The sequence below is a fragment of the Actinomadura rugatobispora genome (genome assembly GCF_042656285.1).
In the GTDB taxonomy this organism is placed as follows: Bacteria; Actinomycetota; Actinomycetes; order Streptosporangiales; family Streptosporangiaceae; genus Spirillospora; species Spirillospora rugatobispora.
Genome location: NZ_JBHSON010000024.1, coordinates 56056 through 81937, shown reverse-complemented (window position 1 = coordinate 81937; position 25882 = coordinate 56056). Strand labels below are relative to the sequence as shown.

The window sequence follows — 25882 nt, the reverse complement described above, 5'->3', positions numbered from 1 at the left end:
GGTTACGGACATGTGAATTACCTGTTTAGTGGGGTTACTTTCCGCTCACCGCCCGCATCCGGGAGGGGTCCCCGGCGAACCCGCCTACCGTGCCACTGCCACGATGTGACGGAGGGCCACGATGCAGATGCACACGGCGGTCAGGCGCGGGTTCCTGCAGACGTTCGACTGGTGGGGCCGCGCCTCACGGTCCGAGTTCTGGTGGTTCCTCCTCGCCTCCGCGCTCTTCTACTTCGCGTGCCTCGCGATCGCCGCCGCGCTGGAGAACCCGTTCGTGCTCCTGGTCTGGGCCGTGCCCTTCATCCCGGCCACCCTCGCCATCGGCGCGCGCAGACTCCACGACACCGACCGCAGCGCGGCCTGGCTGCTCCTGCTGCTCATCCCGTACGGGGTCATCGCGCTGCTCATCCTCTGCTGCGGCCACGGCACCCCCGGACCCAACAGGTTCGGCCCGCCGAGCGAGCCCGCCCCGGTGGCCGAGGGCTGCCGCAGGCTCGCGTGGGAGTACACCAAGCAGGGCCACATCCTCGTGGCCGCCGGTCACACCGCGCTGGCCGTGGTGTACGGCGGCGAGGCCGGTCAGGACGTCGGGGAAGACCTGACCCTCCTGGCCGACCAGCGCGCGGTCCTCGGCGACCGCGCCTTCCGCCTGCGCCTCTACGAAGTCCTCGACGGGCCCGGCGCCGACGACCTCTACGAGGCGGTCAAGGCGCGGGGACGCCGAGAAGAAGGAGATCCGGGGGAACGAGAGTCGAGCTCGCCACCAACTCGAGGATGAGGTTCTGGTTGAGCGCGTTGCCCACGGGCTCGCCGACCTCCTCCCGGGTGAGCCCGGGAACACCGCCCTCCGACAGCCGGGCGCGGACCGCCGCGACCCGGTGAGCGACCTTCTTGGCCGTCCAGCCGGCGCCGGGCTGCAGGCCGTCGAGGATCTCGCACGCCTCCTTCCACGTCGGCGGCCGCGGGTGTGGCTCGTGCAGCAGGTGCCGCCGCGCCAGGACGACGAGGACGAGCCGCTCGTCGTCCGTGAGCCGCCAACTCTGGGGCGGCCGGGTGGCCTGGCCGTGCCGGGCCGTCGGCCGCCGCCCCTCCGGCTCCGGTCCCGGCCCCGCCACGTACAGCTCCAGCAGGTGCTCCCGATGGCTCGACCCGCGGACGAACAGCGGCGTGTACCCCTCGGTGAGCGGAACGGGGTCGTCGTCGGCGAACAGCAGCCGCGAGTCGGGGAACCGGAGCGGCAGCCGCCCCGTCGTCCGGACCCACCACCGGTCGTCGCGGCGGCTCAGCAGACCGTGCCGGCGGCTGACCCGGCGATCGTTCTCCCCGAGGCAGACGTGCACGTCCGGGAGGTTGCGCCCGAAGACGAGGGTGCGGCCGTCCCGCGGCCGGACCGCGATGCCGCCGCTGGCCGTCAGGGCGTAGATCGTGCCGGGGGTGGACGGCGGCACGCCGAGGGCCAGGCTCGGATGTCCCGCGCGGAACCTCCGATCGCGCGGATTCCCCTGTCCATCACTCATGTCGACCTCCAGAGCAAGCTGGCCCGCAGGATGCCACGCACCCCCTGGGACCCGTCCCAGCCAAGGAGACCGTGCGCTCTAGAAGGAGACGGTGCGGCGTGTGGTCAGCGCGGCGCTGACCAGAAGGAGGACGCACGTGCCGGTGACCGGCAGCAGTTCACCGGCGCCGACGAGGACGAGCGCGGCCGACGGCAGCACGGCGACGGCCCCGAGGGCGAGCGGGGTCACGGCGGCGAGGCGCCCCTGCACGTAGCCGAGGTATTCGGCGGTCGGGCGGCCGGGGCGGATGCCCGGGACGAACGCGCCGTCCCGCTTCAGCCGGTCGGTGACGCCGACGACGTCCGCGGCCACCGCCGAGTTCATCACGGTCAGGACGGCGACCAGCGCGAACAGTGCGAGCAGGAACCAGGGGCTGCCCTGGTCGGGCAGCGTCCAGAGTCCGTCCGGCCGCCCGCCGCCGGGCCACAGCCGGGCGGCGAGCGCGGGCAGGTGCAGCATCGCCAGCGCCGTGAACACCGGAAGCAGCCCGGCGTGGCTGAGGCGCAGCGAGACGTGGGTGGTCGTGCCCGGGGGCGGCGGCGGGCGGACTCCCACCATCCGCCGCGCGAACTGGACCGGCACCCGCCGTTCGGCCCTGTCGAGGACGAGCACGGCGGGCACGACGAGCAGTCCCGAGAGCAGGACGGCGGCCGTCACCGCGGCGAACGCCCCGCCGCCCTCGCTCTCGCGCACGTCCCAGAGGAGGCCGGGGAAGACGGCGGCGAGCTGCGCGAGGAACAGGACCGCGAGGCCCTCGCCGAGCCCGCGCGAGGTGATCAGCCGGATCAGCCAGGCGGTGACCGCCGCTCCAGCGGTCATGCAGGCGGCGATCGACAGGACGGCGGGGAGGCCCTCGCCCGCCGGCCCGCCCCCGCCCGGGAGATGCCCGTGCACCGCCGCGACCGCCACGGCGGTGCCCATCAGGGCGCCCATGGCGACGGTGGCGAGGCCGGTGTGCCGTTCGATCCTGGCGGCTCCGGCCGGGCCCTCCGCGGCGAGCGCCTTCATCCGCGGGACGGTCAGGACCAGCAACTGGACGACGAAGAGCGCGGCGACGTACGGGAGCACGCCGAGCCCGAAGACCGACAGCCGGAACAGGCCGCCGCCGGTGAACAGGCCGGCCAGGGCGTACAGCGGGTCGTCCCGCACGGCCGCGCCGGCGGAGTCGCGGAGCGCGGCGACGTCCACGCCCGGGGCCGGAAGGGCCTGCCCGATCCGGAAGAGCACCACGGCCAGGACCGTGAGCGGCAGTTTCGCGGGAAGGCCGGGGGTGCGCAGGAAGCCGCTCACGGATCGACTGTACAGCCCTGTCTTTTAAACATGTGGGCCGCCCCCGTGAACACCGGATGACGAATCCGACAGCGGGTCGGCGGGTCAGAGCGCGGAATCGGCGAGCGTGCGCAGCGTCAGCAGCAGCTCGGAGGCGGTGACGTCGTCCAGCTCGCCGAACGTCGCCTTCGTCTCGTGGCCGTGGGCCGCCTCGGACTCGCCGATCCAGACGTTCCCGAGCGTCTGCTCCGCCCATTCGCCCGGCGACATGACCGGGAAGCCGGGGCTCACGTCCAGCACGACCGTGCGGCCCGCCACCTCCCAGGTCATGCAGTGCTGGATTCCCGCGTCCTGCGGCGTGCCGCGCTCCCAGCCATGGCGTTCCAGCCCCAGGACCCTGCCGACGCCGACCTCCACGTCCGCGACCCGGCTCAGCCGGTTGCCCGCACGCTCCTCCTCGGTGAACGCGTCGACGGGCCTGCCGAGCTGCGGGAACGGCTGGACGACCTCGTAGTCGGCGAGGACCTCCGCCCAGGCCGCCACGCTCGCCCCCAGATGCACCGGGTGGGCGATCCGCACCTCACCGGTCTCGGGCAACGCCACCGCCTTGTCGTCCACGTCGGCGAACGAGCGGTCCTCGGCGACGCGGAACGCCATGCCGTCGCCCGCTCCGCCGTCGTCGTGCAGCCAGACGAGGCGCCGGACGATGTGCCACAGCAGCGGGTGCCCCACGAACAGCCGCCGGAAGTCCTCGACCGTCCACCGCCGCTGCTCGGCCATGGCCCGCTCCAGCCGGCGGATCTGGTCGGCGGCGACCATGCGCACGTCCTTCTTCAACCCGGTGAACGCGCGGTGCGCGGCGGGCGCCGCCTCCGGGTCGTCCTTGGCGCCCGGCTTGGGCAGCGTCTTGCGGAGCGTGCCCCTGCCGTCGAACACCACCGGTTTCAGCTGCTCGTCGAAGCCCACCGTGAACCGCCGGGGCCCGTAGTCGAGCGTCATGCCGCCGTCGGCGTCCAACCCGAAGTCCGGGACGATCCGGTCGCCGAGCTGCTCCATCGTCAGCCCGCGGTCGTCGGCCACCCGGACCAGGAGCTGACCCGCCTTCTTCTTGAGCCGCTTGGGACGGGCCTTCTCGGAGACCATGTGCAGCTGCATCACCGCCACGTCCGTGCCGATCGCGGCCAGCACGTCGAGCGCCTTCAGCGGCAGCTGGATCCCGTTCTGGCCGGGCCAGGAGCGCGCCAGGCCGCCCAGGCGCCGCGCGGTCTCGTCGTCGCCGGTCCAGCTCAGTTGTGCCTGCGCCCAGGCGATCCGGGTGGACTCGCCCGACACGCGCCAGCGTTCGTACAGGTTCCAGCCGAACTCGGCGAGCGATCCGGGGTCGAGCGCGTCGAACGCTTCCCGGACGCCCTTAGTCGGCGCGCGCCCCGGGCTCGCCTTGCTCAACGCCTCGATCAGGTGGCCGGTCGCCGCCACGGGCAAGGCGTGCTCCCGGCCGCGCAGCAGGACCTGCGGCATCGCCTCCGGGCGCGCCCAGTCCGGCGCCCCCTTCTTCCCGCCGGTCCGCAGGGCCTTGGGCACCCGGTCCTCGGGCGCCTCGGGCACGACCGCCGCCCGGACGGCCTCGATCGCCGCCCGGGCGTCCCCCTCCAGCTTCGGGATCATCTGCGCGGCGAGGCCGGGCCGTGCCGCCAGATGCGCCCGCAGCAGCCCCGCCGCCATCACGGCCCGCTTGGAGGTGCCCGTGCTCAGCTCCGGCAGGACCCGCAGGGCCCGCGCCGGGAACCGTTCGATCATCGCCTCCATCGCGGGGAGCCCGTTCACCTTGTCGAGGCATCCGCCCATCAGCCGGAACGCCTCGTCGCCCGGCAGCCGCGACAGCGCGTCCAGGACGAGTTTCCGGCCCTTGGGCTCGGCGTCGCCGTCGAGGGAACGCGCCAGGACCGGGGCCGCCGCCTCACCCAGCCCGTCCACCAGGGTGAACACCAGCTCGGGGGTGCATTCGCTCTGCTCCAGCACCGCCCAGTCACCCAGCGCCTCGACCTGCCCGGCGGTGCTCAGCGAGTGCCACAGCAGCGTTGCGCCGTGCGAGGTGTAGTACGTCTCGCGCTCGGGCGGCTCCGCGCAGCACTCGTCCACCCAGTCGGTGCGCGTCGGCACCAGGAACGACACGACCACCCGTTGGAGCGGTTCGCGGCGGTGCCCCTCCAGCGCCCGCGCGGCCTCGGCGTACGCGCCGTCGCCGGACGCCGCGAGCAGCGCCCGCATCCGCCTGCCCGCGGGACTCGCCGCCCAGTACGCGACCGTACGCCAGGCGCAGCCCCCCACATGATGGGGTTGCTCCTTCAACGCGGAGGGCCCGTCACCCTCGATCCAGATCCCGTCGATCTCGGCGAACGCGCAGGCGGCGAAGGCCAGGCCGTGGTCGGCGGCCAGAAGGTCGGCCCAGGCGGCGTCGGTGGTGAACCGCGACTGCCCGCGCTCCATCGCCTCCACCGAGGCGACCACCGCCGCCCCCAGCGGGGTCGCGTCACCGCGCAGGTAGGCCAGGCCCGCCTCCGCGGCGTCCTGATCGCGGGACGGGCGCTCCAGCACCTCCCGGACCAGCGGCCGCACCGCCTCCAGGCTCTCGCGGAGCCCGGCGATCGCCTCCCCGTCCGGAACGGCCTCGGGCACCGAGATCCGGCCCCCGCGCCGGGGGATGAGCGCCGCCGGCCATGACTTGGGGGTGGCCAGAACGTCCTCATCGTGGAACGGGGAACCGTGATCACTCATGCGCCCTCACGGTAGGGCAGCCCACCGACAGACCGCGCGCGCCAGCGGCGTCGCGCGGGGCTCCTGGGAGCAGAGCCCCGCACGACGCCTTCAGGGAAGGTGATCCGTGGCCTGGATCAGTGGAAGGTGAAGGTGGCGGAGTCCACGGTCGCGCTGCCCGGGCACAGGAAGCTGCCCGAGGTCTTGGTGGCGGTGTACGGGCCGCCGGTGTAGGTGCGCGTGGTGCCCTGCCGGTTGACCGTCACGTTGGTGACCCGGTAGCCGCAGGTGATGCCCAGGTTGGCGGTGACGTCGATCTGCGCGGCCGAGGCGGTGCCCGGCGGGTTGTCGTTGAAGGTGACCGTGGGCGAGCTGCTGAGGGTGACGGTCACGCCGCCGCTGCAGGTGGGGCTGATCGTGGTGTGGTTGATCGTGAGGGTGTTCGGCGGCGTGTTGCTGGTGGTCGCGTTGGTCCACGAGCAGGTGGCGCCGGCGGCGCTGACCGTGCCGTCGACCAGCCCGGGGGCGGCCGCGTGCGCGGGGGCCGACATCAGGCCGGCGGCGGCGATGACGGAGAGGCCGACGAGGTAGCTGGCGGGTCTCATGGGGGTCCTCCTCCTCGACTCGCGCGGCGGTCCTTCCGCCGCCGCCCGGCGCGACCGGGCCCGTACCGGCCGGGGAGCGGAGTGGGGGCCGGTACCGGTTCTCGCCGAACGTGAATCTCTCTCATAATCGTTGGAGTTCACGGGGGAAAACCCGTCCGATCAGGACGGGTTTAGTCGGCGACCGCAGCTCGCGCACCGGCAGACGTGGTCCCGCCGCACGTCGTCGCGGCGCACCTCGTCCCGGCGGGCCCCGTCGCGCGGCGCGTCCTCCAGGACGTCGCGCAGCTGGCGCCGGCTGCTCACCTCGAGCTTGCGCATGGCGTTGGCCAGGTGGAACTTGACCGTGCGGTCCGACAGGCACAGGTCCGCGGCGATGTCCCGGTTCGTGTGGCCCGAGGCCGCCAGGCCGACGACCTCCCGCTCCCGGGGCGAGAGCTCGTTGCCGTACCCGGGACGGCCGCGCCGGTGCGGCACCGGCAGCCCGGCCGCCCGCATCAGCTGCTTCAACCGGTTGGCGTCCCAGACCGCGCCGAGGCCGGTGAACGTGCTCCACGCCTGCCGCAGCACCTCGGCGTCCGGCGCCTGCCCCGCCGCGATCTGCGCGCGCACCTCGGCCGCGCCCGCGTGCGCCGCCATCCGCGGGTCCGGCAGCGCCGCGTACCAGTGGCGGGCCCGGCGGTAACCCGCCGCGGCGCGGCCCGGGTCGCCGTGCCGCTCGTGCGCCCGCGCCTCGGCGAACCCGAGCGCGGCACGGGCCAGCGGCGCGTCCCGGCCCGCCAGCGCGCCCCGGTACCGGGGCAGCACCGCGCGCACCAGGTCGACGGGGGCGAACGGCAGCAGCGGCGCGGCCCAGATCCACAGCCGCCCGCGGGCCAGCTCGTTCAGCACCTGGACGGCCAGCTCGTGCCCGTCCCGGCGGTGGGCCCCGGTCAGCGCGACCCGGTTGAACTCGGCGGCGGCGTCCGCGGCGAGCGCCAGTTCGCCGTCCCGGCACGCGTCCTCGGCGACGGCCCGGAACGTGCGGCGCGCGGCGTCCAGGCGCCCCTGGCCCGCGGCGATCCGGGCCGCCAGCAGGCGCGGGTGCAGGTGGTACGGCGGGTGCAGGGTGCCGCGGACGGGCGGCTCCCCGTCGGCCAGACCGGCCTGCTCCTCGGCGCCGAGGTCGCCGGTCGTCCAGCGGGCCCGCAGCGTGACGGCCAGCAGCGAGCGCTCGTAGGTGCGCGACCGGACCTCGGCCGCCAGGCGCCGTCCCCGCTCCGCCAGCTCCAGCCCGCGCGCGTGCTGGCCCAGGTGCACCGCGGCCTCGGCCAGGTCGAGCAGGCCCCGGATGAGCTGCCGGTTCACCTCCGGGCGGTCGCCGCGGGCGGGCAGCGCCGCGATCGCGTGCCCGGCGGCGGGGCTGCCGAGGGTGAGCAGCAGCCGCGCGGTGGTGATCTGGACGACCGCGTGCGCCATCGGATCGGCGGTCTCGGCGAGCGCCGCCCTGGCCTCGCTCAGGTCCGCGGTCCGCGCGGGCAGGTCGCGGCCCGGCGGCCGGTCCGGCAGCGCCAGGACGGCCAGCGCGATCGCGCGCAGGTCCGGCCGCCCGGTGAAGTCGCCGAGCGCGGCGCGCAGCCCGGCCACCACGCTCTCGGTCTCCCGCCTCGGCACCGCCGACTCCACCGACGACCAGGCGTGCAGCAGGAGCAGCTCGGCCCGCTGCGCCGCGGACCCGCTGCCGCGTTCGCGCACCGCGCCCAGCAGGCTCGCGGTCGTCCCGCTCCGGTCCACGCCGCCCGCGGCCGCCCAGCCCAGCTTGACGGCCAGCCCGGCCCGCCGGTCCGCGGCGACCGCGTCCGACTGGAGGACCTCGCGCAGGCAGGCGTGCGCGGCCTCGAACGCGCCGTCGGCGGCGGCGAGCTCGGCGACGGCCTCGGCGCTCTCCACCCAGGCCCGGACGTCCCCGGCGCGCTTGTGGTGCTCGGCCGCCGGCACCGCCAGGGCGCCGCGCCGGGTGCGCAGCAGCTCCCGCGCCGCGACGGCGTGCAGCCTGCGCCGCCGGTAGCCGGGGATCGCCTGGTAGACGGCCAGCCGCGCCAGTTCGTGCCGGAACCGCACGGTCGCGGCGTCCGGGCCGTGGTCGCGCAGCAGCCCGCGGCGCGCCGCGTCGCCGAGGGCGGCGCAGGCCCGCTCGGCGTCCATCCCGGCGACCCGGGCCACCAGCTCGGGCTCGGCCGCCCCGGCCAGGACGGCCGCCGCCTCCAGGGCGGCGACCCCGACCGCCCCCAGCCCGCGGGCCCGTTCGACGATCTCGGCACCCGCCGCGGGCGGCACCACCGCGAGCGCGTCCGGCGCGTGCGTCTCCAGCGCCGGCGACCCAAGGGCGGCAGGCTCGGCCGAGGCGAGGGTCCATTCGCCGTCCACCGGACGGAGCAGGCCGCGGCGCCGCAGCAGCTCCGCGTCCTCGCACACCACGGACGGCACACCGCCGCTGCGCTCGTGCAGCAGGACGGCGAGCGCGCGCGGCACCGCGGTGCCGGGCTCACCGAGGACGCTCCCGGCCAACCGCCCGGCGCCCGCGGGCGACAGCGGCGACGGCCGCACCCGGACGGCCCCCGGCCCCAGCCCCGGCACCGGCAGCTCCGCCGCGGACCGGCAGGTGATGACGACCGACAGCTCCGGCGGCGGCCTGGCCTCGATCATCCGGAGCAGCTCCACCGTCCCTTCGTCGGCCCGCCGCAGGTCGTCCAGCACCAGCAGGGCGGGCCCGAGCCCGGCCAGCAGCTCCGCGACGGCCCGCACCAGCCGGTGCCGGGCCAGCTGCGGGTCCTCCAGCGGCGGCGGCTCGGGCGGCAGCGCGGCGGCCAGGTCGGGCAGCAGCGGGCGCAGCACCCCGGTGAGCGCGCCGAGCGCGACCGCGGGCGGCGGGCGCGCGGCGGCGAGCGCCTCGATCACCGGCGCCAGCGGGCAGGAGGCCGGCGCGGGCCCGGCATGCCCGGCCAGCCGCTGCCGCCCGGCCAGCGCCCGGTCCGCGAGGGCCTCGCGGACCAGGCGGGTCTTCCCCGCGCCCGGCTCGCCCTCCACCACCACGAGGGCGGGCGGGCGGGCCAGGGCCGCCACCAGCGCCGCCAGGTCGGCGTCACGTTCCACCAACGCTGGGTCGTCAGGCGGCATCAGCGGGGTCCTTCCTGCCACTCGCTCGGATTTTCACACGGCGTTTTCGCCGTGCCTAGTTCCCGAGCGCGCCCCCGTGGACAGGTGCCGGACGCTTGATGCCGGATGCTAAAAACGCCCGGCGAACGCTCACCGGGCGATCATTTTCCGGAGGTGTCGTAGGGGTCCCCGCCGTCCAGGAGCCGCCCGGCCATTCCCTTCAGCGTGTCCAGCCCCATGAGGTAGGGCATGGGGCCGTACGACACGCGGGCGACGCCCAGCTCGGCCAGCCGGGCGAGGTCCATCCCCGGGAGCTGGTTGGCGTTGATCGGCCCCGGGATGCCCTCGACCAGGGCGGCGATGTCGTCCGCCAACGCCACCATGATCGGGTAGACGCAGTCGGCGCCCGCCTCCAGGTAGCGGCGGCCCCGCTCGATCGCGGCCGGGACGGGGTCGGGCGCCTTGCCGATGAAGGTGTCGGCGCGGGCGTTGATGACCAGGTCCACGCCCGCGGCGTCGGCGGCGGCCCGGACCGCGGCGATGCGGTCGGCCTGCGCGGAGACCTCCACCAGGGAGCCCGTCCGGTGGTCGGTGTCCTCCAGGTTGCAGCCGGCCGCGCCGATGTCGGCCAGCCGCTCGACCAGCTCGGCGGGCGGGAGCCCGTACCCGGCCTCGGCGTCGACGGTGACCGGCACCGTGACGGCGCGGATCACCCGCCCCGCGGCGGCGAACATCTCGTCCGCGGGGGCGCCCTCGTGGTCGGGGTAGCCGAGCATCGCGGCGATGGCGGCGCTGGCGGTGGCGATCGCCGGGTAGCCGAGCTCCTCGACGACGCCGGCGCTGCCCGCGTCCCAGACGTTCGGCAGGATCAGCGGCTCGCCGGGGCGGTGCAGCTCGCGCAGCCGGGCGGCCTTCTCGTTGCGTTCGGTCACGGTCTCTTCCCCCTTGTACGGTGACGCCCCCCGTTCAGGGCGACGGTCCTGTCACGATGAAGACCTCTCGGCGAGGTCCTTTGTGACATCGGCCCCGCGCCGGGGGAAGAGACGTGTCACGCGGCGGGTGTCAGCCCTCGTCCTCGAAGGTCTTCCGGCCGCCGAACCTGGCCTGCAGCTCGTCGTCGTACTTGTCGGCGCAGCCGCTGATCAGCGCGCAGGCGCGCTCCAGCTCCTCGGCCTGGAGGGTGTCGGCCAGCAGGTCGGTGGCGAAGATCACCCGGCCCTTGCGGTGGTAGGCCTGGATGCCGTAGATGCCGGAGTTGATCTCGTTGAGCGCCTTCAGCAGCTCGTAGCTCTCCTCGACGTCGCTCAGCACCGAGGAGACGACCTCGACGCGGTACGGCTCGCGGTGGCCCACGCGCACGTAGTACAGGGCGCTGCCCCGGCGGACCGGGACGTCGCCCTCCTCGTCCTTGACGAGGCTGTCGGTCTCCAGGTAGGCGGCGAGGATCTTGTCGACGTAGGCGACGGTGGTCTCTCGGCTCATGGGCGGCCTTTCTTCCGGATCGGTCTCATCCTTTTCAGCAGGCGCCGATGACCGAAATGGCCGCGGCGCCGAACCGGAGAGGGTAGCAGACCCCGCTCAACCACGACTTAGCGTTGAATCGACCGACACGCCGCCCTCACGTATCACCATAAATGCCCGGCGAATTCGACAGAAGGCCCCGGAGACGCATAAGGGAACGTCACTGGACATCGTGGGTTAGCGTCGGCGAAGTAGGACGGACGATGACGAAGGAGTCTTCATGCTGCCCTGGTCCGCCGAACTCGCCGGACGCGTCGAGGAGCACACGGTCACCAGCGAGGCCCTGCGCGGCAACCCGCTGAAGGACCCGCACGAGCGGCCGCTGTGGGTGTACGTGCCGCCGGGCTACGACGACGACCCCGCCCGCCGCTACCCCGCCGTGTACGTGATCCAGGGGTTCACCGGGCACGTCACGATGTGGCGCAACCGCACGGCGTTCCGCCGCCCCTACCCCGAGCTGGCCGACGAGGTCTTCGCCGGCGGCGGCACCCCGCCCGCGATCGTGGTGTACGTGGACGCCTGGACGTCCTACGGCGGCAGCCAGTACCTCGACTCCCCCGGCACCGGCCGCTACCACACCTACCTGTGCGACGAGGTCGTCGCGTGGGTCGACGCCCACTACCGGACGCTGCCCGAGCCCGCCCACCGCGCCATCACCGGCAAGTCGTCCGGCGGCTACGGCGCGATGATCACGCCGATGCTGCGGCCCGACGTGTTCGGCGCCCTCGCCACCCACGCGGGCGACGCCCTCTTCGAGTACTGCTACCAGGTCGACTTCCCCGACGTGGTCCGCCACCTGCGCGCCTACGACCACGACCTGACGCGCTGGTGGGACGACTTCACCTCCCGCGTCGCCTTCACCCGGCCGGAGGACGCCAAGCTGCTGGAGATCATCGGCTACACCGCCGCCTACTCCGCCCGCGACGACGGCACGCCCGAGCTGCCGTTCGACCCGGTCACGGGGGTGCTGCGGCCGGAGGTCTGGCAGCGCTGGCTCGACCTCGACCCGGTCCGGATGGTGCCGCGCTACGCCGAGGCGATGCGCTCGCAGCGGGCCATCTGGATCGACGGCGGCACCCGCGACGAGTGGCACCTCGACGTCGGCGCCCAGGCGTTCCGGCAGGCCCTGCTCGACAACGGGGTGGACGAGGACGTCGTCTACTTCGAGCTCTTCGACGCCGCGCACGGCGGGATCGAGTACCGCTACCCGCTCGCCCTCGCCTGGCTCTGCGAACGCATCGCCCCCGCCTCCTGACCCGGCGGCCCGAGCGCCGCCCCCGCACCTCCTCCGCACCTCCCCCGCGCCGGTCGCGGCCGGGCCGTCACAGGCCCCGGCCGCGACCGGCGTTCGCACTGCTCAAAAGGATGTTTCAGGGATTCCACAGCGCCATTGGCAAATATTGAATTTTCGGTCTGAGGTGGATTCATTGACACTTCATCCGCATCGGGGTGCACTTCTGGACAACTCATTCACATGAGCTGATCGTCCCCCTGTCGTTCGGCGCGGGTTCCGGAGCCCGCGCCAAGCGTCCCGTGCCCCGCCACGGGAGCTCGCGGACGCGGCGCCCTCCCCCCTGACCGCGTCCGTGCCGACCCTGAGCGGGGTCCCTCCCCAGTCGTCGCCGGACGGACCCGAACCCCCGCGGAGCCCTCCCACAAGGACCTTCACGGGACGTCCGCGCCCTCCGGCCCTCGGTAAGGAGCACCCCCCAGTGAGACCCCGAACCGCGCTCGCGGCCGCGGCGCTCTCCGCCGGCCTCGCCATGTCGATGGCCGGCCCCGCGAACGGGGCGGCCGGCGGCCGTTCCGACGCGCCGCCGTCCCCGTCCCCCTCGTACAAGATCGACCGCGCCGCGGCCACCGCCGCCGCCGACCGCGCCGTGTCCTCCGGCGCCGCCCGGATCCACGCCTCGCCCAAGGACCGGATCGTCCGCCTGGGCGTCACGTCCGGATCCGGCGGGCTCCAGTACGTCGCCTACGAACGCACCCACGCCGGCCTCCCCGTCCGCGGCGGCGACTTCGTCGTGGCGACCGACGCCGCCGGGAACGTCCTCAGCACCTCCGTCGACCAGGGCGCCCCGCTGTCGCTGTCCACCGAGCCGGAGCTGAGCGCCGCCAAGGCGGCCTCGATCTCGCGCGGCCGGATCTCCCGGCCGGGCCGCGCCTCCGCGCCGGTCCTGACCGTCCTCGCCGAGGCCGCGGGCGGCGGCCGCCTGGTGTACGAGACGGTCGTCGACGGCAACGGCCCCGGCGGCCGCCCCAGCCGCCTGCACGTCCTCGTCGACGCCCGCGACGGCGCCGTCGTCCAGCAGTGGGACGAGGTCCAGGACGCCGACGACGACCAGGGCTTCTACCACGGCGGCCGGCAGCAGCCCACGCACATCGACACCACCGCGTCCGGCGGCACGTACAGCATGCGCGACCCCAACCGGCCCGGGATCAGCTGCGCCAACCAGTCCGGCACCGTCTACTCCGGCGCCGACGACCTCTGGGGCAACGCCACCGGCACCAGCCTGGAGACCGCCTGCGTGGACGCGATGCGCGCCGCCGCCGCCGAGTCCGACATGGTCCGGACCTGGCTCGAACGCAACGGCCTCAACGGCAGCGGCCGCGGCTGGCCCATGCGCGTCGGCCTCAACCAGGCCAACGCCTACTGGAACGGCAGCTACGCCAACTTCGGCCGCAACAGCGCTGGCACCCGCCAGGCCACCCCCACCGACGTGGTCGCGCACGAGCTCGGCCACGGCATCTTCCAGACCACCCCCGGCGGCTCGGGCGGCTCCAACGAGAAGGGCGGGCTGAACGAGTCCACCGGCGACATCTTCGGCGCCCTCACCGAGTGGTACCTGCGGGAACCGCGCGTCACCGAGCAGATCTCCGGGACGACCGCGCTGCTCAACTACGACCCGCCGGACTACCTCGTCGGCGAAGAGGTCGACCTGTCCGGCAGCGGGCCCATCCGCAACATGTACAACCCCTCGGCGATCCGCAACAACCCCAACTGCTACACCTCCGCCGTGCCCGGCATGGAGGTGCACGCGGCGGCCGGCGTCCAAAATCATTGGTTCTACCTGCTGGCCGAGGGCTCGAACGCGAACGACGCCGCCAACGGGCGGCCCAACAGCCCCACCTGCAACGGGTCGACCGTCACCGGAGTCGGCGTGCAGAAGGCCGGACGGATCTTCATGGAGACCCTCAACCTGAAGACCACCACCTGGACCCACGGCACCGCCCGCCGCGCCTCCCTGCAGGCCGTGCTGAACCTCGTCCAGGTCGGCAAGGCCACCTGCACCGACTTCACCAGGACCCGGGACGCCTGGACCGCTGTCAGCGTCCCGGCCGCGAGCGGTGAGCCCACGACCTGCACGGGCTGACCCTCGGACGCGGCCGTACGGGGCGTGATCTCGGCCCGCCCCGTACGGCCGCCACCACCCGCCCCCGCGGAGGAGACCGCATGAAATCCCGCCTTCTCGCCCTCGCCGGCGCCGCCACCCTGACGGCCGCCCTCACCGCCACGGCCCCGGCCCTGGCCCAGGACGCCGCGGCCCCCGACATCCCCCTCGCCAACGTCAAGGCCCACCTGTCGCAGTTCCAGTCGATCGCCACCGCCAACGGCGGGAACCGCGCCCACGGGAGCCCCGGCTACCGGGCCTCCCTCGACTACGTGAAGGCCAAGCTGGACGCGGCCGGATACCAGACCGCCATCCAGTCGTTCAGCTACAACGGCGCCACCGGATACAACCTGATCGCCGACTGGCCCGGCGGCGACCCGAACCAGATCCTGATGGCCGGCGCCCACCTCGACGGCGTCCGCGCGGGCGCCGGGATCAACGACAACGCCTCCGGCTCCGCCGCCGTCCTGGAGACCGCCCTGGCCGTCGCCCGCAGCGGCTACCGGCCCGCCAAGCACCTGCGCTTCGGCTGGTGGGGCGCCGAAGAACTCGGCCTCATCGGCTCCAGCCGGTACGTCTCCGCCCTGCCCGCCGCGGAACGCACGAAGATCAAGGGATATCTGAACTACGACATGATCGGCTCACCGAACGCCGGCTACTTCGTCTACGACGGCGACAATTCCGACGGCGTCGGCGCCGGGCCCGGCCCGGCCGGATCCGCCGAGATCGAACGCACGATCAACGCCTACTTCACCGGGATCGGCGTCCCCACCCGGGGCACCGACTTCGACGGCCGCTCCGACTACGGGCCGTTCATCCGGGCCGGGATCCCCGCGGGCGGCACGTTCACCGGCGCCGAAGGCCGCAAGACCACCGCCCAGGCACAGCTGTGGGGCGGCCAGGCGGGCGTCGCGTTCGACCGCTGCTACCACGCGTCCTGCGACTCGACCGCCAACATCAACGACACCGCCCTGGACCGCAACGCCGACTCCATCGCCCACACCATCTGGGCCCTGGCGGGCGGCGCCTGACCCGGTTCCGCCGGGCCTCCGATCCGGCCCCGGTGCGGGGCCGGATCGGAACGTCGTACCCATTGGCGAGAATGGGGGCATGTGCCGCAGCATCAAGACCCTTCGACCGCCGTTCACCGAGGCCGTCACCGATGACGACGTCCGTGCGGCGGCGCTCCAGTACGTCCGCAAGATCTCCGGCTTCCGCGCCCCGGCCGCCCACAACGCCGAGGCGTTCGACCACGCCGTCGAGGAGATCGCCCGAACCACCGCCGAACTCCTCGCCACCCTGGAAGTCCGAGGCCGCCGCCCAGCCTGACCGAGCGAGGCTCGTCCGGCCGGGCGGTCATCAGATCACTCGGCGGCGACGAGCTCGGCGATCTGCACGGCGTTGAGCGCCGCGCCCTTGCGGAGGTTGTCGCCCGCGCAGAACAGCGCCAGGCCGTTCTCCACCGTCTCGTCGCGGCGGATGCGCCCCACGTAGGTCGGGTCCTGCCCGGCGGCCTGCAGCGGCGTGGGCACGTCCGACAGCACCACGCCCGCGGCGCCCGACAGCAGCTCCGCGGCCCGCTCCGGCCCGATCGGCCGCTCGAACCGGGCGTTGATCTGCAGGGAGTGCCCGGTGAACACCGGCACCCGCACGCACGTCCCGGACACCTTCAGCTCCGGGATCTCCAGGATCTTGCGGCTCTCGTTGCGGAGCTTCTGCTCCTCGTCGGTCTCGGCCAGCCCGTCCTCGACGATCGCCCCGGCCATCGGCAGCACGTTGAACGCGATCGGCCGCACGTACACCTGCGGGTCGGGGAACTCCACCGCCGTGCCGCCGTGGGTCAGCCGGTCGGCGCCCTCGACGACCTTGCGGGTCTGCTCGTGCAGCTCGGCCACCCCGGCCAGGCCGCTCCCGGAGACCGCCTGGTAGGTGGACACCACCAGCGCGGTCAGCCCGGCCTCGGCGTGCAGCGGCCGCAGCACCGGCATCGCGGCCATGGTGGTGCAGTTGGGGTTGGCGATGATCCCCTTGGGACGCACGCGGGCCGCGTGCGGGTTGACCTCGGAGACCACCAGCGGCACCTCCGGGTCCATCCGCCAGGCCGAGGAGTTGTCGATCACGACGGCGCCCGCGGCGGCGACCTTGGGGGCCAGCTCCTTGGAGCTGCCCTTGCCCGCGGAGAACAGCACGATGTCGAGCCCGCCGAAGTCGGCGGCGGCGGCGTCCTCGATGGTGACCTCGGTGTCCTGCCACGCCAGCTTCCGCCCGGCCGAACGGGCCGAGGCGAACAGCCGCAGCTCGTCCACCGGGAACCCGCGTTCGGCCAGGATCCTGAGCATGACGCCCCCCACCTGACCGGTGGCGCCGACGATCCCGATTCTCATGCCGCTCCCTCTGTCGCTGTCGTACCTTCGCCCGTCAACCATCCAGGTCATCGACCCGGGACAGCGAGTCTGCCCAGGGTGACGCCGGACCGTCCAGCCAAAAACCCTTCCACACAACCTTAAGCAACGCTTCACCGTCCCCCGCCGCTCCTGTGCCGTAGTACCGCGGAACGGGCCGTCCCATGCGCGGTATCGCCAGGAGAAGCCAGGGAGGCATCGGGTACGCCAGGGCACGTCGGGGCCGCGGGGACGGCCACCCGGGGTTCTCTCAGGGGTGAATCAGGGCGAATCCCGATGTCATAGCGGCGCCCAGGTGGGCAGGATCAGAGCATGAACATGGAGAAGAGCACCACCTCAAGCACCGCCCCCAAGAAGCTGCGCCGCACCCAGGACGGCCGGATGGTCGCGGGGGTCTGCTCGGGCGCCGCCCGCTACCTCGGCGTGGACCCCAACATCCTGCGGCTGGCCCTGGGCATCTTCACGATCTTCGGGGGCGCCGGCATCGCGCTGTACGCGATCGCCTGGATCCTGATCCCCGAGGAGGGCCACACGACCTCGATCGGCGAGGACCTGCTCAAGAAGGCCAACGACAACCCGACCGTGCAGGACGCCGTCCAGAAGACCAAGGACGCCGTGAGCAAGACCACCTCCAAGGAGACCAAGGACACCCGGGACCACACGCGCATCTGAGCCCGTGCACCGGCTCAGGCTCCCGGCGTCCCTGCCCGTTGACCGAGCCGGGCGGCTCCATCCCAGGACACGCCCGGCTCCCGGCCCCGCTCAGGGGGCGGGCGCGGAGCGCCAGGCACCGCGCGGCGGCCTCTCGTCGCCGTCCGTGGACGATGCGCGCCTGGCCCGGCCGCTGCCCCGGGCCTGGCGGGGCACCTCGACCTCCGGGGGCGCCTCCTCCACGCTCAGCGCAGCCTCCTCGTTCCCGCCGGCTGCCGTGGCCTCCGCCCCCTTCGTACCGCCGGCACCGTTGGCGCCGCCGCCGGTCTCGCCCTCCGGCACGGGCTCATGTCCGCCCGCCGCATCCGCACCGTTCCCGGACTCGTGCCGGCCCCTTCCGACCGCGACGATCGTCGACACGCGCTCGACACCCGCGTCGGCATCGGCCTCATCCCCCGGACCACCGGGCGGCGCCCCGGGCCCCGAATCCGTACCGGAGCCGCCGGGCCCCGAGGCCACCCCGGCTCCACCCCGCTCGTACATGGACGCGATCACCTTGCCGCGCACCTGATTCCAGGAAACGGTGAGCACCGCGGCCAGCGACAGCCCCAGCGCCCCCGCGAACGCCACCACCGTCTCCGGCCCCAGCACCTGCGCGGCGGCGCCCGCGACCAGGATCCCCAGGCCCTGGCCGGCCAGGATGCCCGACTGCGCCAGCCCGAACGCCTGGCCGCGCCCGGCCGGCGGCACCGCGGCCACGAACGCGGCGTTGGCGGCGAGCTGGTAGGCGCTCCCCACCCCCGACACCGCCCACAGCACCACCACCATCCACAGCGGCGGATGGGCCGCCGCCCCGATCAGCGGCGCGCAGGCCAGGATCGACATCCAGCCCATCGACCGGATCCGGTCGCTGGGACGCACGAAGCGGCTGAACACGAACGCGCCGACGACCATCCCGGTCGGCATCGCCGACATCAGCAGCCCCACGGTCACCGCGCCGCCGTCGAAGGTGGCCGCGTACGGCGCCGCCAGCCCCTCCGGGATCACGTAGAACGTGCACAGCCACGCGAACGACACCAGCGAGCGCAGCGTGGGGTCGCCGAAGACCAGCCGCCCGCCGTCCACGGTGCTCTTCCACAGCCCCAGCGCCTGCCGTCCCGGCCGCTTCTTGGGCGCGGGACGCCGCCGCAGCCCGGCCACCAGGATCACGGCGGAGACCGCGAACGTCACCGAGTCGAGGGCCAGGGCCTCCCGGGTGCCCACCACCGCGACCACCGCCCCGCCCGCCAGGAAGCCGAGCATCTGGGTGCCCTGGTGGGTGATGTTGGTGATCGCCGAGCCGGCCACGTACAGGTCGCCCGGCAGCACGTCCGGCAATACGGCCGCGCGGGCCGCGCTGAACGGCGCCCCCAGCAGCACGGTCAGGAACACCAGCGCGCACAGCATCCAGAACGGCATCGCCTGCAGCGCCATCAGCGCCACCAGGCCCGCCCTGAGGACGTCGCAGACGACCATCACCCGGCGGCGCGGGAACAGGTCGGCCAGGCCGGACAGCACCGGCCCCCCGACGATCGGCGGAATGTAGGTCAGCGCGTACGTGAGGGCGGTGAGCAGCGGGGAGTTGGTCCGCTCGTACACCAGCACGGCCAGCGCCACCTGGGCCAGCTGGTCGCCCACGAACGACAGCGCCTGGGCCAGCCAGAGCGCGCGGAACTCGCCCACCGCGAAGACCTCGCGGTAGGTGGCCTGCGATTCCGGTGGACGGCGATGCCGACCGGTCTGCCTCTCCGCCACACGCGCTCCCGTCGGGGTCCGCCCGTTCCCGGACGGCCTCCCTATTAACTCACGCTGCGTGGCAGTTATGTGACCTACAGTGCGCAATTCGCGGAACCCGTCGCCGCCGCGGAGGCTCAGTAGCCGAGTTCGTGCAGCCTGTGGTCGTCGATGCCGAAGTGGTGGGCGATCTCGTGTACCACTGTGATCCGCACCTCGTCGATCACATCCTGCTCCGTCTCGCAGATATGCAGGATCTCGTTGCGATAGATCGAGATGTGATCGGGCAGGACCCCGCCGTACCAGTCGCCCCGCTCTGTCAGGGGTACTCCTTGATAGAGCCCGAGCAGGCCGGGCTCTGGCGCGTCGTCCTCAACGACGATGACGACGTTGCGCATGTGCGCGGTCAGTTCGGGCGGGACGGTGTCGAGGGCTTCCCCGACGAGCTCCTCGAACGCCTCTCGCGTCATCTGGATCACGTCATCATTGTGCTTGACGAAAGGAGACACCGTGCTCGTCGCGCACCTCCGGACCGCCCTCGCCAGGGTCCGGACCGCGCTCTCCAGGATCAGGCTGCCGCGCTACCTCACCAGCCGCAGGGCACGCCGTTGGGGTGCTGCCTTCGCCGTTATATTCGCGGGCCTCGCCGGTGGACTCGTGGGACTCCTCCTGGGCGGCCGTATCGAAACCCCCGTCGGCCCAACCGACGTCTCCCTGCTCCTACGCCCGCACCTGGGCGGGGGCACGACAATCCAGATCCCCCCACTCGGAGCGCTCCACCTCGACACCCACTGGGGCCCGATCGCGCTCGAAGCCCGCATCACAGAGCTGCGTCCGGAACCGGCCCGCGAACTCATCGAGAACCAGACCGCCCTGAACGGCCTCACGGACCAGATCAGCGACCAGCTCCGGCACGGCGTGATCGTCCTGCTGCTGCGCGCGACCGTCCTGGCCCTCACCTTCTCCTTCCTCGCGGGCCTCGTCCTCTTCCGCTCGTGGCGCCGCGCCCTCGTGAGCCTGGGCTCCACCGTCGCCGCGATGATGGTCCTGACCCTCCTCACCTGGTTCACGTTCAACCCTCAGGCCGTGGCCGAGCCCCGCTACACCGGCCTCCTGGCCAACGCCCCCCAGGTGGTGGGCGACGCCCGCAGCATCGTCGAGCGCTTCTCCGCGTACCGGGCCCAGCTGGCCCGCCTGGTGGGGAACGTCTCCAAGCTGTACGCGGCGACCTCCACCCTCCCCACCTACGAGCCCGACCCGTCGACCCTCCGCGTCCTGCACGTCTCCGACATCCACCTCAACCCCGCGGCCTGGTCGGTCATCCGCTCGGTCAGCACCCAGTTCCAGGTGAACCTCATCGTGGACAGCGGCGACCTCACCGACCACGGCAGCAAGCCCGAGGACAAGTTCGCCGACGACATCGAGTCCCTGAAGGTCCCCTACGTCTTCGTGCGCGGCAACCACGACTCCATGGCCACCCAGCGCGCCGTCGGCCGCCAGAAGAACGCCGTCGTCCTGGACGACAAGCTCCAGGAGGTCGCGGGCCTGCGCGTCTACGGCGTGGGCGACCCCCGCTACACCCCCGACAAGACCACCCGCGACGACAACCTGGGCGCCGACCAGCTCCGCCTGAACGGCTCCCAGCTGGCCCAGAAACTCCGCGGCGCCGGCACCACCCCCGACCTCGTGGTCGCGCACGACCCCAACGAGGGCGAGGGCTTCTCCGGCACCACCCCGATCGTCCTGTCCGGCCACGGCCACAAGCGCTCCACCCGCCTCCTTCCCTCGGGCACCCGCCTCTTCGTCCAGGGCTCCACCGGCGGCGCCGGCCTCCGCGGCCTCGAACACGAGGAACCCACCCCGATCGAGCTGTCCGTCCTCTACTTCAGCCGCGCCACCCACCGCCTCCAAGGCTGGGACGACCTCCGCCTGGGCGGCCTGGGCCTCTCCTCCGCCCAGATAGAACGCCACCTGGAACCCAAACCCGACCGCACCATCGGCCCCCCGAACACCCCGGCCCCCACCGGTTCCCCCACCTTCCCGTCCCTCCCGCCATCCCAGTGGCCAAGCGAAACGCCCCCCGCAACCAGCCCAACCCCCACCCGTCCACCAGAAGGCGACTAAACCGTTTATGCGTCCAGCCAGGTTGTCCCCTATGCTGGACCGGTCGAGTGGCAGCATGCCCGCCACTCAAGGGCCCCCTTCGTCTAGCGGCCTAGGACGCCGCCCTTTCAAGGCGGTAGCGCCGGTTCGAATCCGGTAGGGGGTACGTCCCAAGTGGGTGCGTTTGGGCCCCTTTGCCTGCCATCCCCGGGCGTGTCCGGCGTTGACGGGACGCCGGCGCTCCGACGATGCGCAGCTCGCGCCTCAGCCGTTCCACCGTGCACCGGACGGCCTTACGCCCTCACGGTTCTCCAGCTCGGCGATCCGCCGCACGTCGCTGGTCGTGGTCCTCGGACGCTTTCCGCCATCGACCTCGGCTTGGCGGACCAGGTCCGCGACGCCTCCGGGTGCGCCCCGAGCTGGTCGGCGACACGGGCGATCGTGCCGGTCCTCTCACCTGTCTGCTCACGTAGTTGAAAGACCTTCCGAACCCGGCGCGCTCGGAAGGACGAATGCCACACCAAGACCTTGAGCTCAGCCGAGGTGGAAGGCGAGTAGTGCGTTGCCGTGTGCGGCGGCAAGGGTGGGGCCGTTGGTGCTGAGTTCCCCTTGCTTGGTGGAGACAGGGGTTGTTATGGGGTAATTCCAGATGATTTGGCCTGTCTTGGCGTCCCAGGCGTAGAGTCCCGAGCCCGTGGTGCCTGCCACGCCGACGCAGATCAGCCCGCCGGCGACGACCAGTGGGGCGGTGTCGGGCGCGGGGGTGTCGGCGGACCAGAGACGCCTGCCGGTGCGGGCATCGAGGGCGACAAGTCGTGGGCTGTCCAGGACGTAGGCGTATCTCCCGTCGACGAGGAAGTTTCGTGTCCGGCCGCCGGGTGAGGTCGGCGTGTACGTCCACCGCTGCCGGCCGGTGGACGCGTCCAGGGCGTAGATGGTCGGCCCGTTCATGTAGACCAGTCCATTGGCCACGGTCACGTTGAGCAAGAGCGCGTCCTTGCCGTCAGGGTCCCTTTCGGCGTTGGGCAGGTCCGCGCTCCAGACCTTCCGGCCGGTGTCCGCCGACAGCGCGTCGAGAGTGGTGCGAGAGGAACCGGCGAAGATCAGGTCACCGTTGCGCGGCATCGAGAGCATCGTCTCAAGCGGCCTTGACCACCGGACCGCGCCCGTCGTGATGTCGAGCGCGAGGTGCCGGCTCTCGCCTCCCTCCTTGATCGCCCCGGCAAGGAGGGTGCGGCCTTGGACGCCGTAGCAGGTGACGAACGACGCCTGCGGCCACTCGCGCATCCAGAGACGGCCGCCGGTGGCGGGGTTCAGGCCGGTGATCGTTCGATCCCCGCTGAGGACCAGCAGGCCGTTGGCCGGGGCCATGAGCTCGGGGTACCGGTATCTCGCCGGTGGGTTGTAGGTCCACTTGACCGTCTGGGACTCGTCCATGGCGACGACCGCGCCGCTGGAGCCGGACATCGTGTAGATGAGCTCCGGTCCGGCGACCATCCGGCCGGTTTCGGACCAGATCTGCCGTCCGGTGGCCAGCGAGTAGCAACGGAAGTCGTCCTCGAAGGTCTTGCGGGCGACCGAGATGATCGATCGAGGGCGGACTACGAGGCCGATGTCGTCCTCGTCTTCGATCGTGGTTCGCCACAGCAGCTTCGGCGGGGAGAGCCGGTGTCCCTTCTCGCCCTGGGGCGCGGCCAGCGCCGCGGCGGTTCCGCCGCCGATGGCGGCGAGTCCGGCGACCGCCCCGCCGATGAGCAGCCGTCGCCGGTTGCGGGCCCTGACGAGCGTTCGCAGATCCAGGACGAGGGTGTCCTCCCGCTGCCGCAGCTCCTCGCCCACGTCGCCGGGGAGCCAGCCGGGCGTGACCGGCTGGGCGGCCAGCAGCGCCGGCAGCAGTTTCGCGGGCGGACGCCGGTCGGGATCCCGGCTGAGGCAGGCGGTCACCAACTGGGCCAGGGAAGCCGGTAGGCCGTACAGGTCGGGTTCTTCGTGCAGCGTCCGATGGATGATCGAAGGGACCGCGCCCTTGCCGAACGGCGGGCGGCCGGTGGCGGCGAAGGCCAGCACGGCACCGTAGGCGAACACGTCGGAGGCCGGTGTGAGTCGCGTTCCGTGGATCTGCTCGGGGGACATGTAGCCGGGGGAGCCGATGAACTGGCCCTCCGCGGTGAGCGTGGCGGTGTCGGCCTTGCTGATGCCGAAGTCGATGACCTTGGGGCCGTCCTTGGCGAGCAGGATGTTGGCCGGTTTGAGGTCGCGGTGCAGCAGCCCCGCCTCGTGGATCGCGATCAGGGCCTCGCCCAGTCCGGCGCCGAGGGTGCGCAGCGGCGGCTCGGACATGGGTCCGTACCGTTCGATCGTCTCGTTCAGGCCGAGGCCGTTGATGTACGCGATCGCCAGCCACGGGACGGTGCCGTCGGGTTCGGCCTCGACGACCGGGCTGGTGAACGCGCCGCTGACCTTCTGGGCGGCCTCGACCTCGCCCCGGAACCTGGCGCGGAAATCGGGGTCCCCGGCGAGCTCGGGCCGCACGACCTTGATGGCCACCGCCCGTCCCGCCGGGGACGCGCCCAGGTAGACCACCCCCATGCCGCCCTCCCCCAGGCGCCGCAGCAGACGGTACCGCCCGATGCGTTCGGGGTCGCCGGGCTCCAGCGCCGCCGTCACCGTCCCACCTGGAAGCGGTAGAGCCGCTTGTGGTCGGTCGCGAAGACCGACGAACCGGACACCGCGACTTCCCAACCGCGCCGCGTGTCCGCCGGCCCCCGGTGCGCCCACAGTGCCCGGCCATCGGTCCCGGCGACGAGAACGCCCTGGGACGGGCCTGTCGGGTCGTTGAAGGCGGCCGCGACGAGGCCGCCGGTCGCCGCGATGTGTCCCCGGTCGTCGGCGAACGGTTCTGGACCGGCCAGCGTCCACCGGGGCGCGCCGGTCACCTGGTCGTAGGCCTGGAGAACCTCTCCCTTGAAGATCACGTTGGCGCCCGCGGGAATGACGGTGTCGAATCGCTTGTCGGCGTCTCGCGACCACACGGGCCTCCCGGCGGCGGTGTCGACCGCTTGGAGGGTGTCGCCGAAGTTGCCGAACACCCGCCCGCCGGCGACCGCGATGTCCAGGCTCGCCCCGTCCCGGGGGCCGCCGCTCTCAGACCACGTGCGGACCCAGCGCTTGCGGCCCGTGACGGGGTCGAGTGCGGCGAGGGAGGGCTCGGTACTGAGGTAGAGGTTGGACTGGTCGACCGCTCCCGAAGTCAACCCTTGGCCGGAGAGGTGCCACCGAATCTCGCCGCTGGTCAGGTCCAGCGCCCAGACGTCCCCGCTCGAACGCACGATGACCGTGTCGCTGACCACACCGAGGACGGGCGAGGCGGTGACGCCGCGCGGCGTGGGAAGGTTCGTGGTCCTGCCGGTCGGAGCATCGACCAACGTGATCGTCTGGTCCTTGAAGTCGCCGACCACGCCGCCGAGGACGACGAACCTCGATCCGCGGGCGAGGTCGCCCGAATACGCGGCGTTGGCCTTGTCCTTCGTCCACAGTTGCCGCCCGGAGTCGGCATCCACCCCGTACATCTCCTGTTCGCCGCCCCACAGCACGACACCGCCTGCCACCAGCACCGTCGACGTCCCGCTGACGGGCTGAGGCGGGGTGAACGTCCACGCGGGCGGGGGCGCCGCGGCGAGGGCGGTGGCGCGGGGAGCGGGCCTGGCGGGATCGGAGTTCCTGCGGGTCATCGCCCAGCCCGTCGTTCCCGCGCCGATGCCGGCGACGGCGACCGCGGCGGCCAGCCCCAGGATCCGGCGTCGCCTGACCCTGCCCGCCTCCGTGTCATCGACCCGCGGTGGCGGTGGGGGCGGCGTGACCGGCTGCGACGCCACCCAGGTCGCCTCGGCCTCCCTGGCCGCCACCTCCTGACGCAGCGCGGGTGAGTTCAACGCCCGGGGATCGGCGGGGGTCAGTGCGGCGAGCACGGACTCCAGCGCGGGGCGTTCGGCCGGCTCCTTGGCCAAGCAGGCGGCCAGCAGTTCACGCAGTGACGCGGGCACGCCGTCGAGGCACGGCTCTTCGTACATGACCTCGTAAAGCACGGTGGCCGGGTCCCGCTCGCCGAACGGCTTGGCGCCCGTGGCCGCGTAGACCAGCACGCCCGCGAGTGAGAACACGTCCGCCGCGGGCCCGGCGTCCTTGCTTTCGGCGACTTGCTCGGGAGCCATGTAGGCCAGTGTGCCGATCATGGCGCCGGTGCGGGTGAGCTGCGTGGCATCGGTGGTCTTGGCGATCCCGAAGTCGATGATCTTGGGGCCGTCCTCGGACAGCAGGATGTTGCCGGGCTTGAGATCGCGGTGCACCAGGCCGACCCCGTGGATCGCCTGCAGCGCTTCCGCCAGTCCCGCGCCCAGCGCCCGGACGGCGGACTCGGGCAGCGTTCCGACGCTCGCGAGGGCCTCGCTCAGCGTGGGCGCGGGGACGTAGCCGACGGCGAACCAGGGCTGCGGCGCGTCGGCGTCGGAGTCCAGCACCGGGGCCGTGTAAAGCCCGCTCACCTTGCTCGCGGCGGCGACCTCGCGACGAAACCGCTCCCGGAAGGCCGTATCGCCGGCGAACTCACGCCGGATGAGCTTCAGCGCGGCCAGCCGGGCGCCCGGCGACCGTGCGAGATAGACGATCCCCATCCCGCCCGCGCCGAGCCGAGCGAGAATTCGGTACGGACCGACCCGCACAGGGTC

General features: G+C 73.1%; 19 protein-coding genes and 1 tRNA gene. 8 read left to right on the top strand and 12 right to left on the bottom strand.

Going from position 1 to position 25882, the window contains the following annotated elements:
- The first annotated feature begins 121 nt into the window (after positions 1-121).
- Positions 122-778, top strand: coding sequence for a DUF805 domain-containing protein (locus ACFPZN_RS19000; RefSeq protein ID WP_378283337.1), 657 nt, complete (start codon positions 122-124; stop codon positions 776-778).
- On the opposite strand, the gene ACFPZN_RS18995 is transcribed toward ACFPZN_RS19000, so the two are convergent.
- The 7 genes from ACFPZN_RS18995 to ACFPZN_RS18965 form a co-directional block, all read right to left on the bottom strand.
- Positions 705-1517: an FHA domain-containing protein gene (locus tag ACFPZN_RS18995; RefSeq protein WP_378283336.1), complete on the bottom strand. Its 813-nt coding sequence runs from the start codon at positions 1515-1517 to the stop codon at positions 705-707. The genes ACFPZN_RS19000 and ACFPZN_RS18995 overlap by 74 nt on opposite strands.
- Positions 1518-1595: 78 nt before the next feature.
- Complete coding sequence (locus tag ACFPZN_RS18990) at positions 1596-2846, bottom strand: preprotein translocase subunit SecY (protein ID WP_378283335.1); 1251 nt, start codon at positions 2844-2846, stop codon at positions 1596-1598.
- Positions 2847-2930: 84 nt separating this feature from the next.
- Positions 2931-5600 carry a DUF4132 domain-containing protein gene (locus ACFPZN_RS18985; RefSeq protein ID WP_378283334.1) on the bottom strand — a complete coding sequence of 890 codons (2670 nt, stop codon included), beginning with the start codon at positions 5598-5600 and terminating at the stop codon, positions 2931-2933.
- A gap of 116 nt (positions 5601-5716) precedes the next feature.
- Positions 5717-6184 (bottom strand): hypothetical protein, encoded by a 468-nt coding sequence (locus ACFPZN_RS18980; protein WP_378283333.1) that lies wholly within the window; start codon positions 6182-6184, stop codon positions 5717-5719.
- Between the two features lie 159 nt (positions 6185-6343).
- Complete coding sequence (locus ACFPZN_RS18975) at positions 6344-9337, bottom strand: LuxR C-terminal-related transcriptional regulator (RefSeq protein WP_378283332.1); 2994 nt, start codon at positions 9335-9337, stop codon at positions 6344-6346.
- Between the two features lie 140 nt (positions 9338-9477).
- Positions 9478-10248, bottom strand: a complete 771-nt coding sequence (locus ACFPZN_RS18970) for an isocitrate lyase/PEP mutase family protein (protein WP_378283331.1) — start codon at positions 10246-10248, stop codon at positions 9478-9480.
- Between the two features lie 130 nt (positions 10249-10378).
- A complete protein-coding gene (locus ACFPZN_RS18965) occupies positions 10379-10798 on the bottom strand; it encodes a T3SS (YopN, CesT) and YbjN peptide-binding chaperone 1 (RefSeq protein ID WP_378283330.1) in 420 nt (139 codons plus the stop codon).
- 259 nt (positions 10799-11057) lie between these two features.
- Here ACFPZN_RS18965 and ACFPZN_RS18960 point away from each other — a divergent pair, with 259 nt between their 5' ends.
- From ACFPZN_RS18960 to ACFPZN_RS18945, 4 genes are all read left to right on the top strand, one after another.
- Entirely contained in the window at positions 11058-12092 is a 1035-nt protein-coding gene (locus tag ACFPZN_RS18960) for an alpha/beta hydrolase (RefSeq protein WP_378283329.1), read from the top strand.
- Between the two features lie 457 nt (positions 12093-12549).
- Positions 12550-14211 (top strand): M4 family metallopeptidase, encoded by a 1662-nt coding sequence (locus tag ACFPZN_RS18955; protein ID WP_378283328.1) that lies wholly within the window; start codon positions 12550-12552, stop codon positions 14209-14211.
- Between the two features lie 80 nt (positions 14212-14291).
- On the top strand, positions 14292-15260 hold the full coding sequence (locus tag ACFPZN_RS18950) for a M28 family metallopeptidase (RefSeq protein WP_378283327.1): 969 nt from the start codon (positions 14292-14294) through the stop codon (positions 15258-15260).
- Between the two features lie 79 nt (positions 15261-15339).
- Complete coding sequence (locus ACFPZN_RS18945; protein WP_378283326.1) at positions 15340-15558, top strand: DUF2277 domain-containing protein; 219 nt, start codon at positions 15340-15342, stop codon at positions 15556-15558.
- A 35-nt stretch (positions 15559-15593) separates the two neighbouring features.
- Here ACFPZN_RS18945 and ACFPZN_RS18940 read toward each other — a convergent pair whose 3' ends face one another.
- Positions 15594-16613: an aspartate-semialdehyde dehydrogenase gene (locus tag ACFPZN_RS18940; RefSeq protein ID WP_378283325.1), complete on the bottom strand. Its 1020-nt coding sequence runs from the start codon at positions 16611-16613 to the stop codon at positions 15594-15596.
- Positions 16614-16943: 330 nt separating this feature from the next.
- Here ACFPZN_RS18940 and ACFPZN_RS18935 point away from each other — a divergent pair, with 330 nt between their 5' ends.
- Positions 16944-17303, top strand: a complete 360-nt coding sequence (locus ACFPZN_RS18935) for a PspC domain-containing protein (protein WP_378283324.1) — start codon at positions 16944-16946, stop codon at positions 17301-17303.
- 90 nt (positions 17304-17393) lie between these two features.
- Here the strand turns inward: ACFPZN_RS18935 and ACFPZN_RS18930 are convergent, their stop codons facing one another.
- Both ACFPZN_RS18930 and ACFPZN_RS18925 read right to left on the bottom strand, forming a co-directional pair.
- Positions 17394-19076 (bottom strand): MFS transporter, encoded by a 1683-nt coding sequence (locus ACFPZN_RS18930; RefSeq protein WP_378283323.1) that lies wholly within the window; start codon positions 19074-19076, stop codon positions 17394-17396.
- A 116-nt stretch (positions 19077-19192) separates the two neighbouring features.
- Complete coding sequence (locus ACFPZN_RS18925) at positions 19193-19525, bottom strand: metallopeptidase family protein (protein WP_378283378.1); 333 nt, start codon at positions 19523-19525, stop codon at positions 19193-19195.
- A gap of 40 nt (positions 19526-19565) precedes the next feature.
- Here ACFPZN_RS18925 and ACFPZN_RS18920 point away from each other — a divergent pair, with 40 nt between their 5' ends.
- Complete coding sequence (locus tag ACFPZN_RS18920) at positions 19566-21179, top strand: metallophosphoesterase family protein (RefSeq protein ID WP_378283322.1); 1614 nt, start codon at positions 19566-19568, stop codon at positions 21177-21179.
- A 72-nt stretch (positions 21180-21251) separates the two neighbouring features.
- A tRNA-Glu gene (locus tag ACFPZN_RS18915) sits at positions 21252-21324 on the top strand.
- A 368-nt stretch (positions 21325-21692) separates the two neighbouring features.
- Here ACFPZN_RS18915 and ACFPZN_RS18910 read toward each other — a convergent pair.
- Together ACFPZN_RS18910 and ACFPZN_RS18905 are read right to left on the bottom strand one after the other, a co-directional pair.
- Positions 21693-23825, bottom strand: coding sequence for a serine/threonine-protein kinase (locus tag ACFPZN_RS18910; protein ID WP_378283321.1), 2133 nt, complete (start codon positions 23823-23825; stop codon positions 21693-21695).
- The gene (locus ACFPZN_RS18905; RefSeq protein WP_378283320.1) at positions 23822-25876 is read right to left on the bottom strand and encodes a protein kinase domain-containing protein; all 2055 of its coding nucleotides are present in this window, start codon (positions 25874-25876) and stop codon (positions 23822-23824) included. Before ACFPZN_RS18905 ends, ACFPZN_RS18910 begins: the two co-directional genes overlap by 4 nt.
- Positions 25877-25882: the final 6 nt, after the last annotated feature.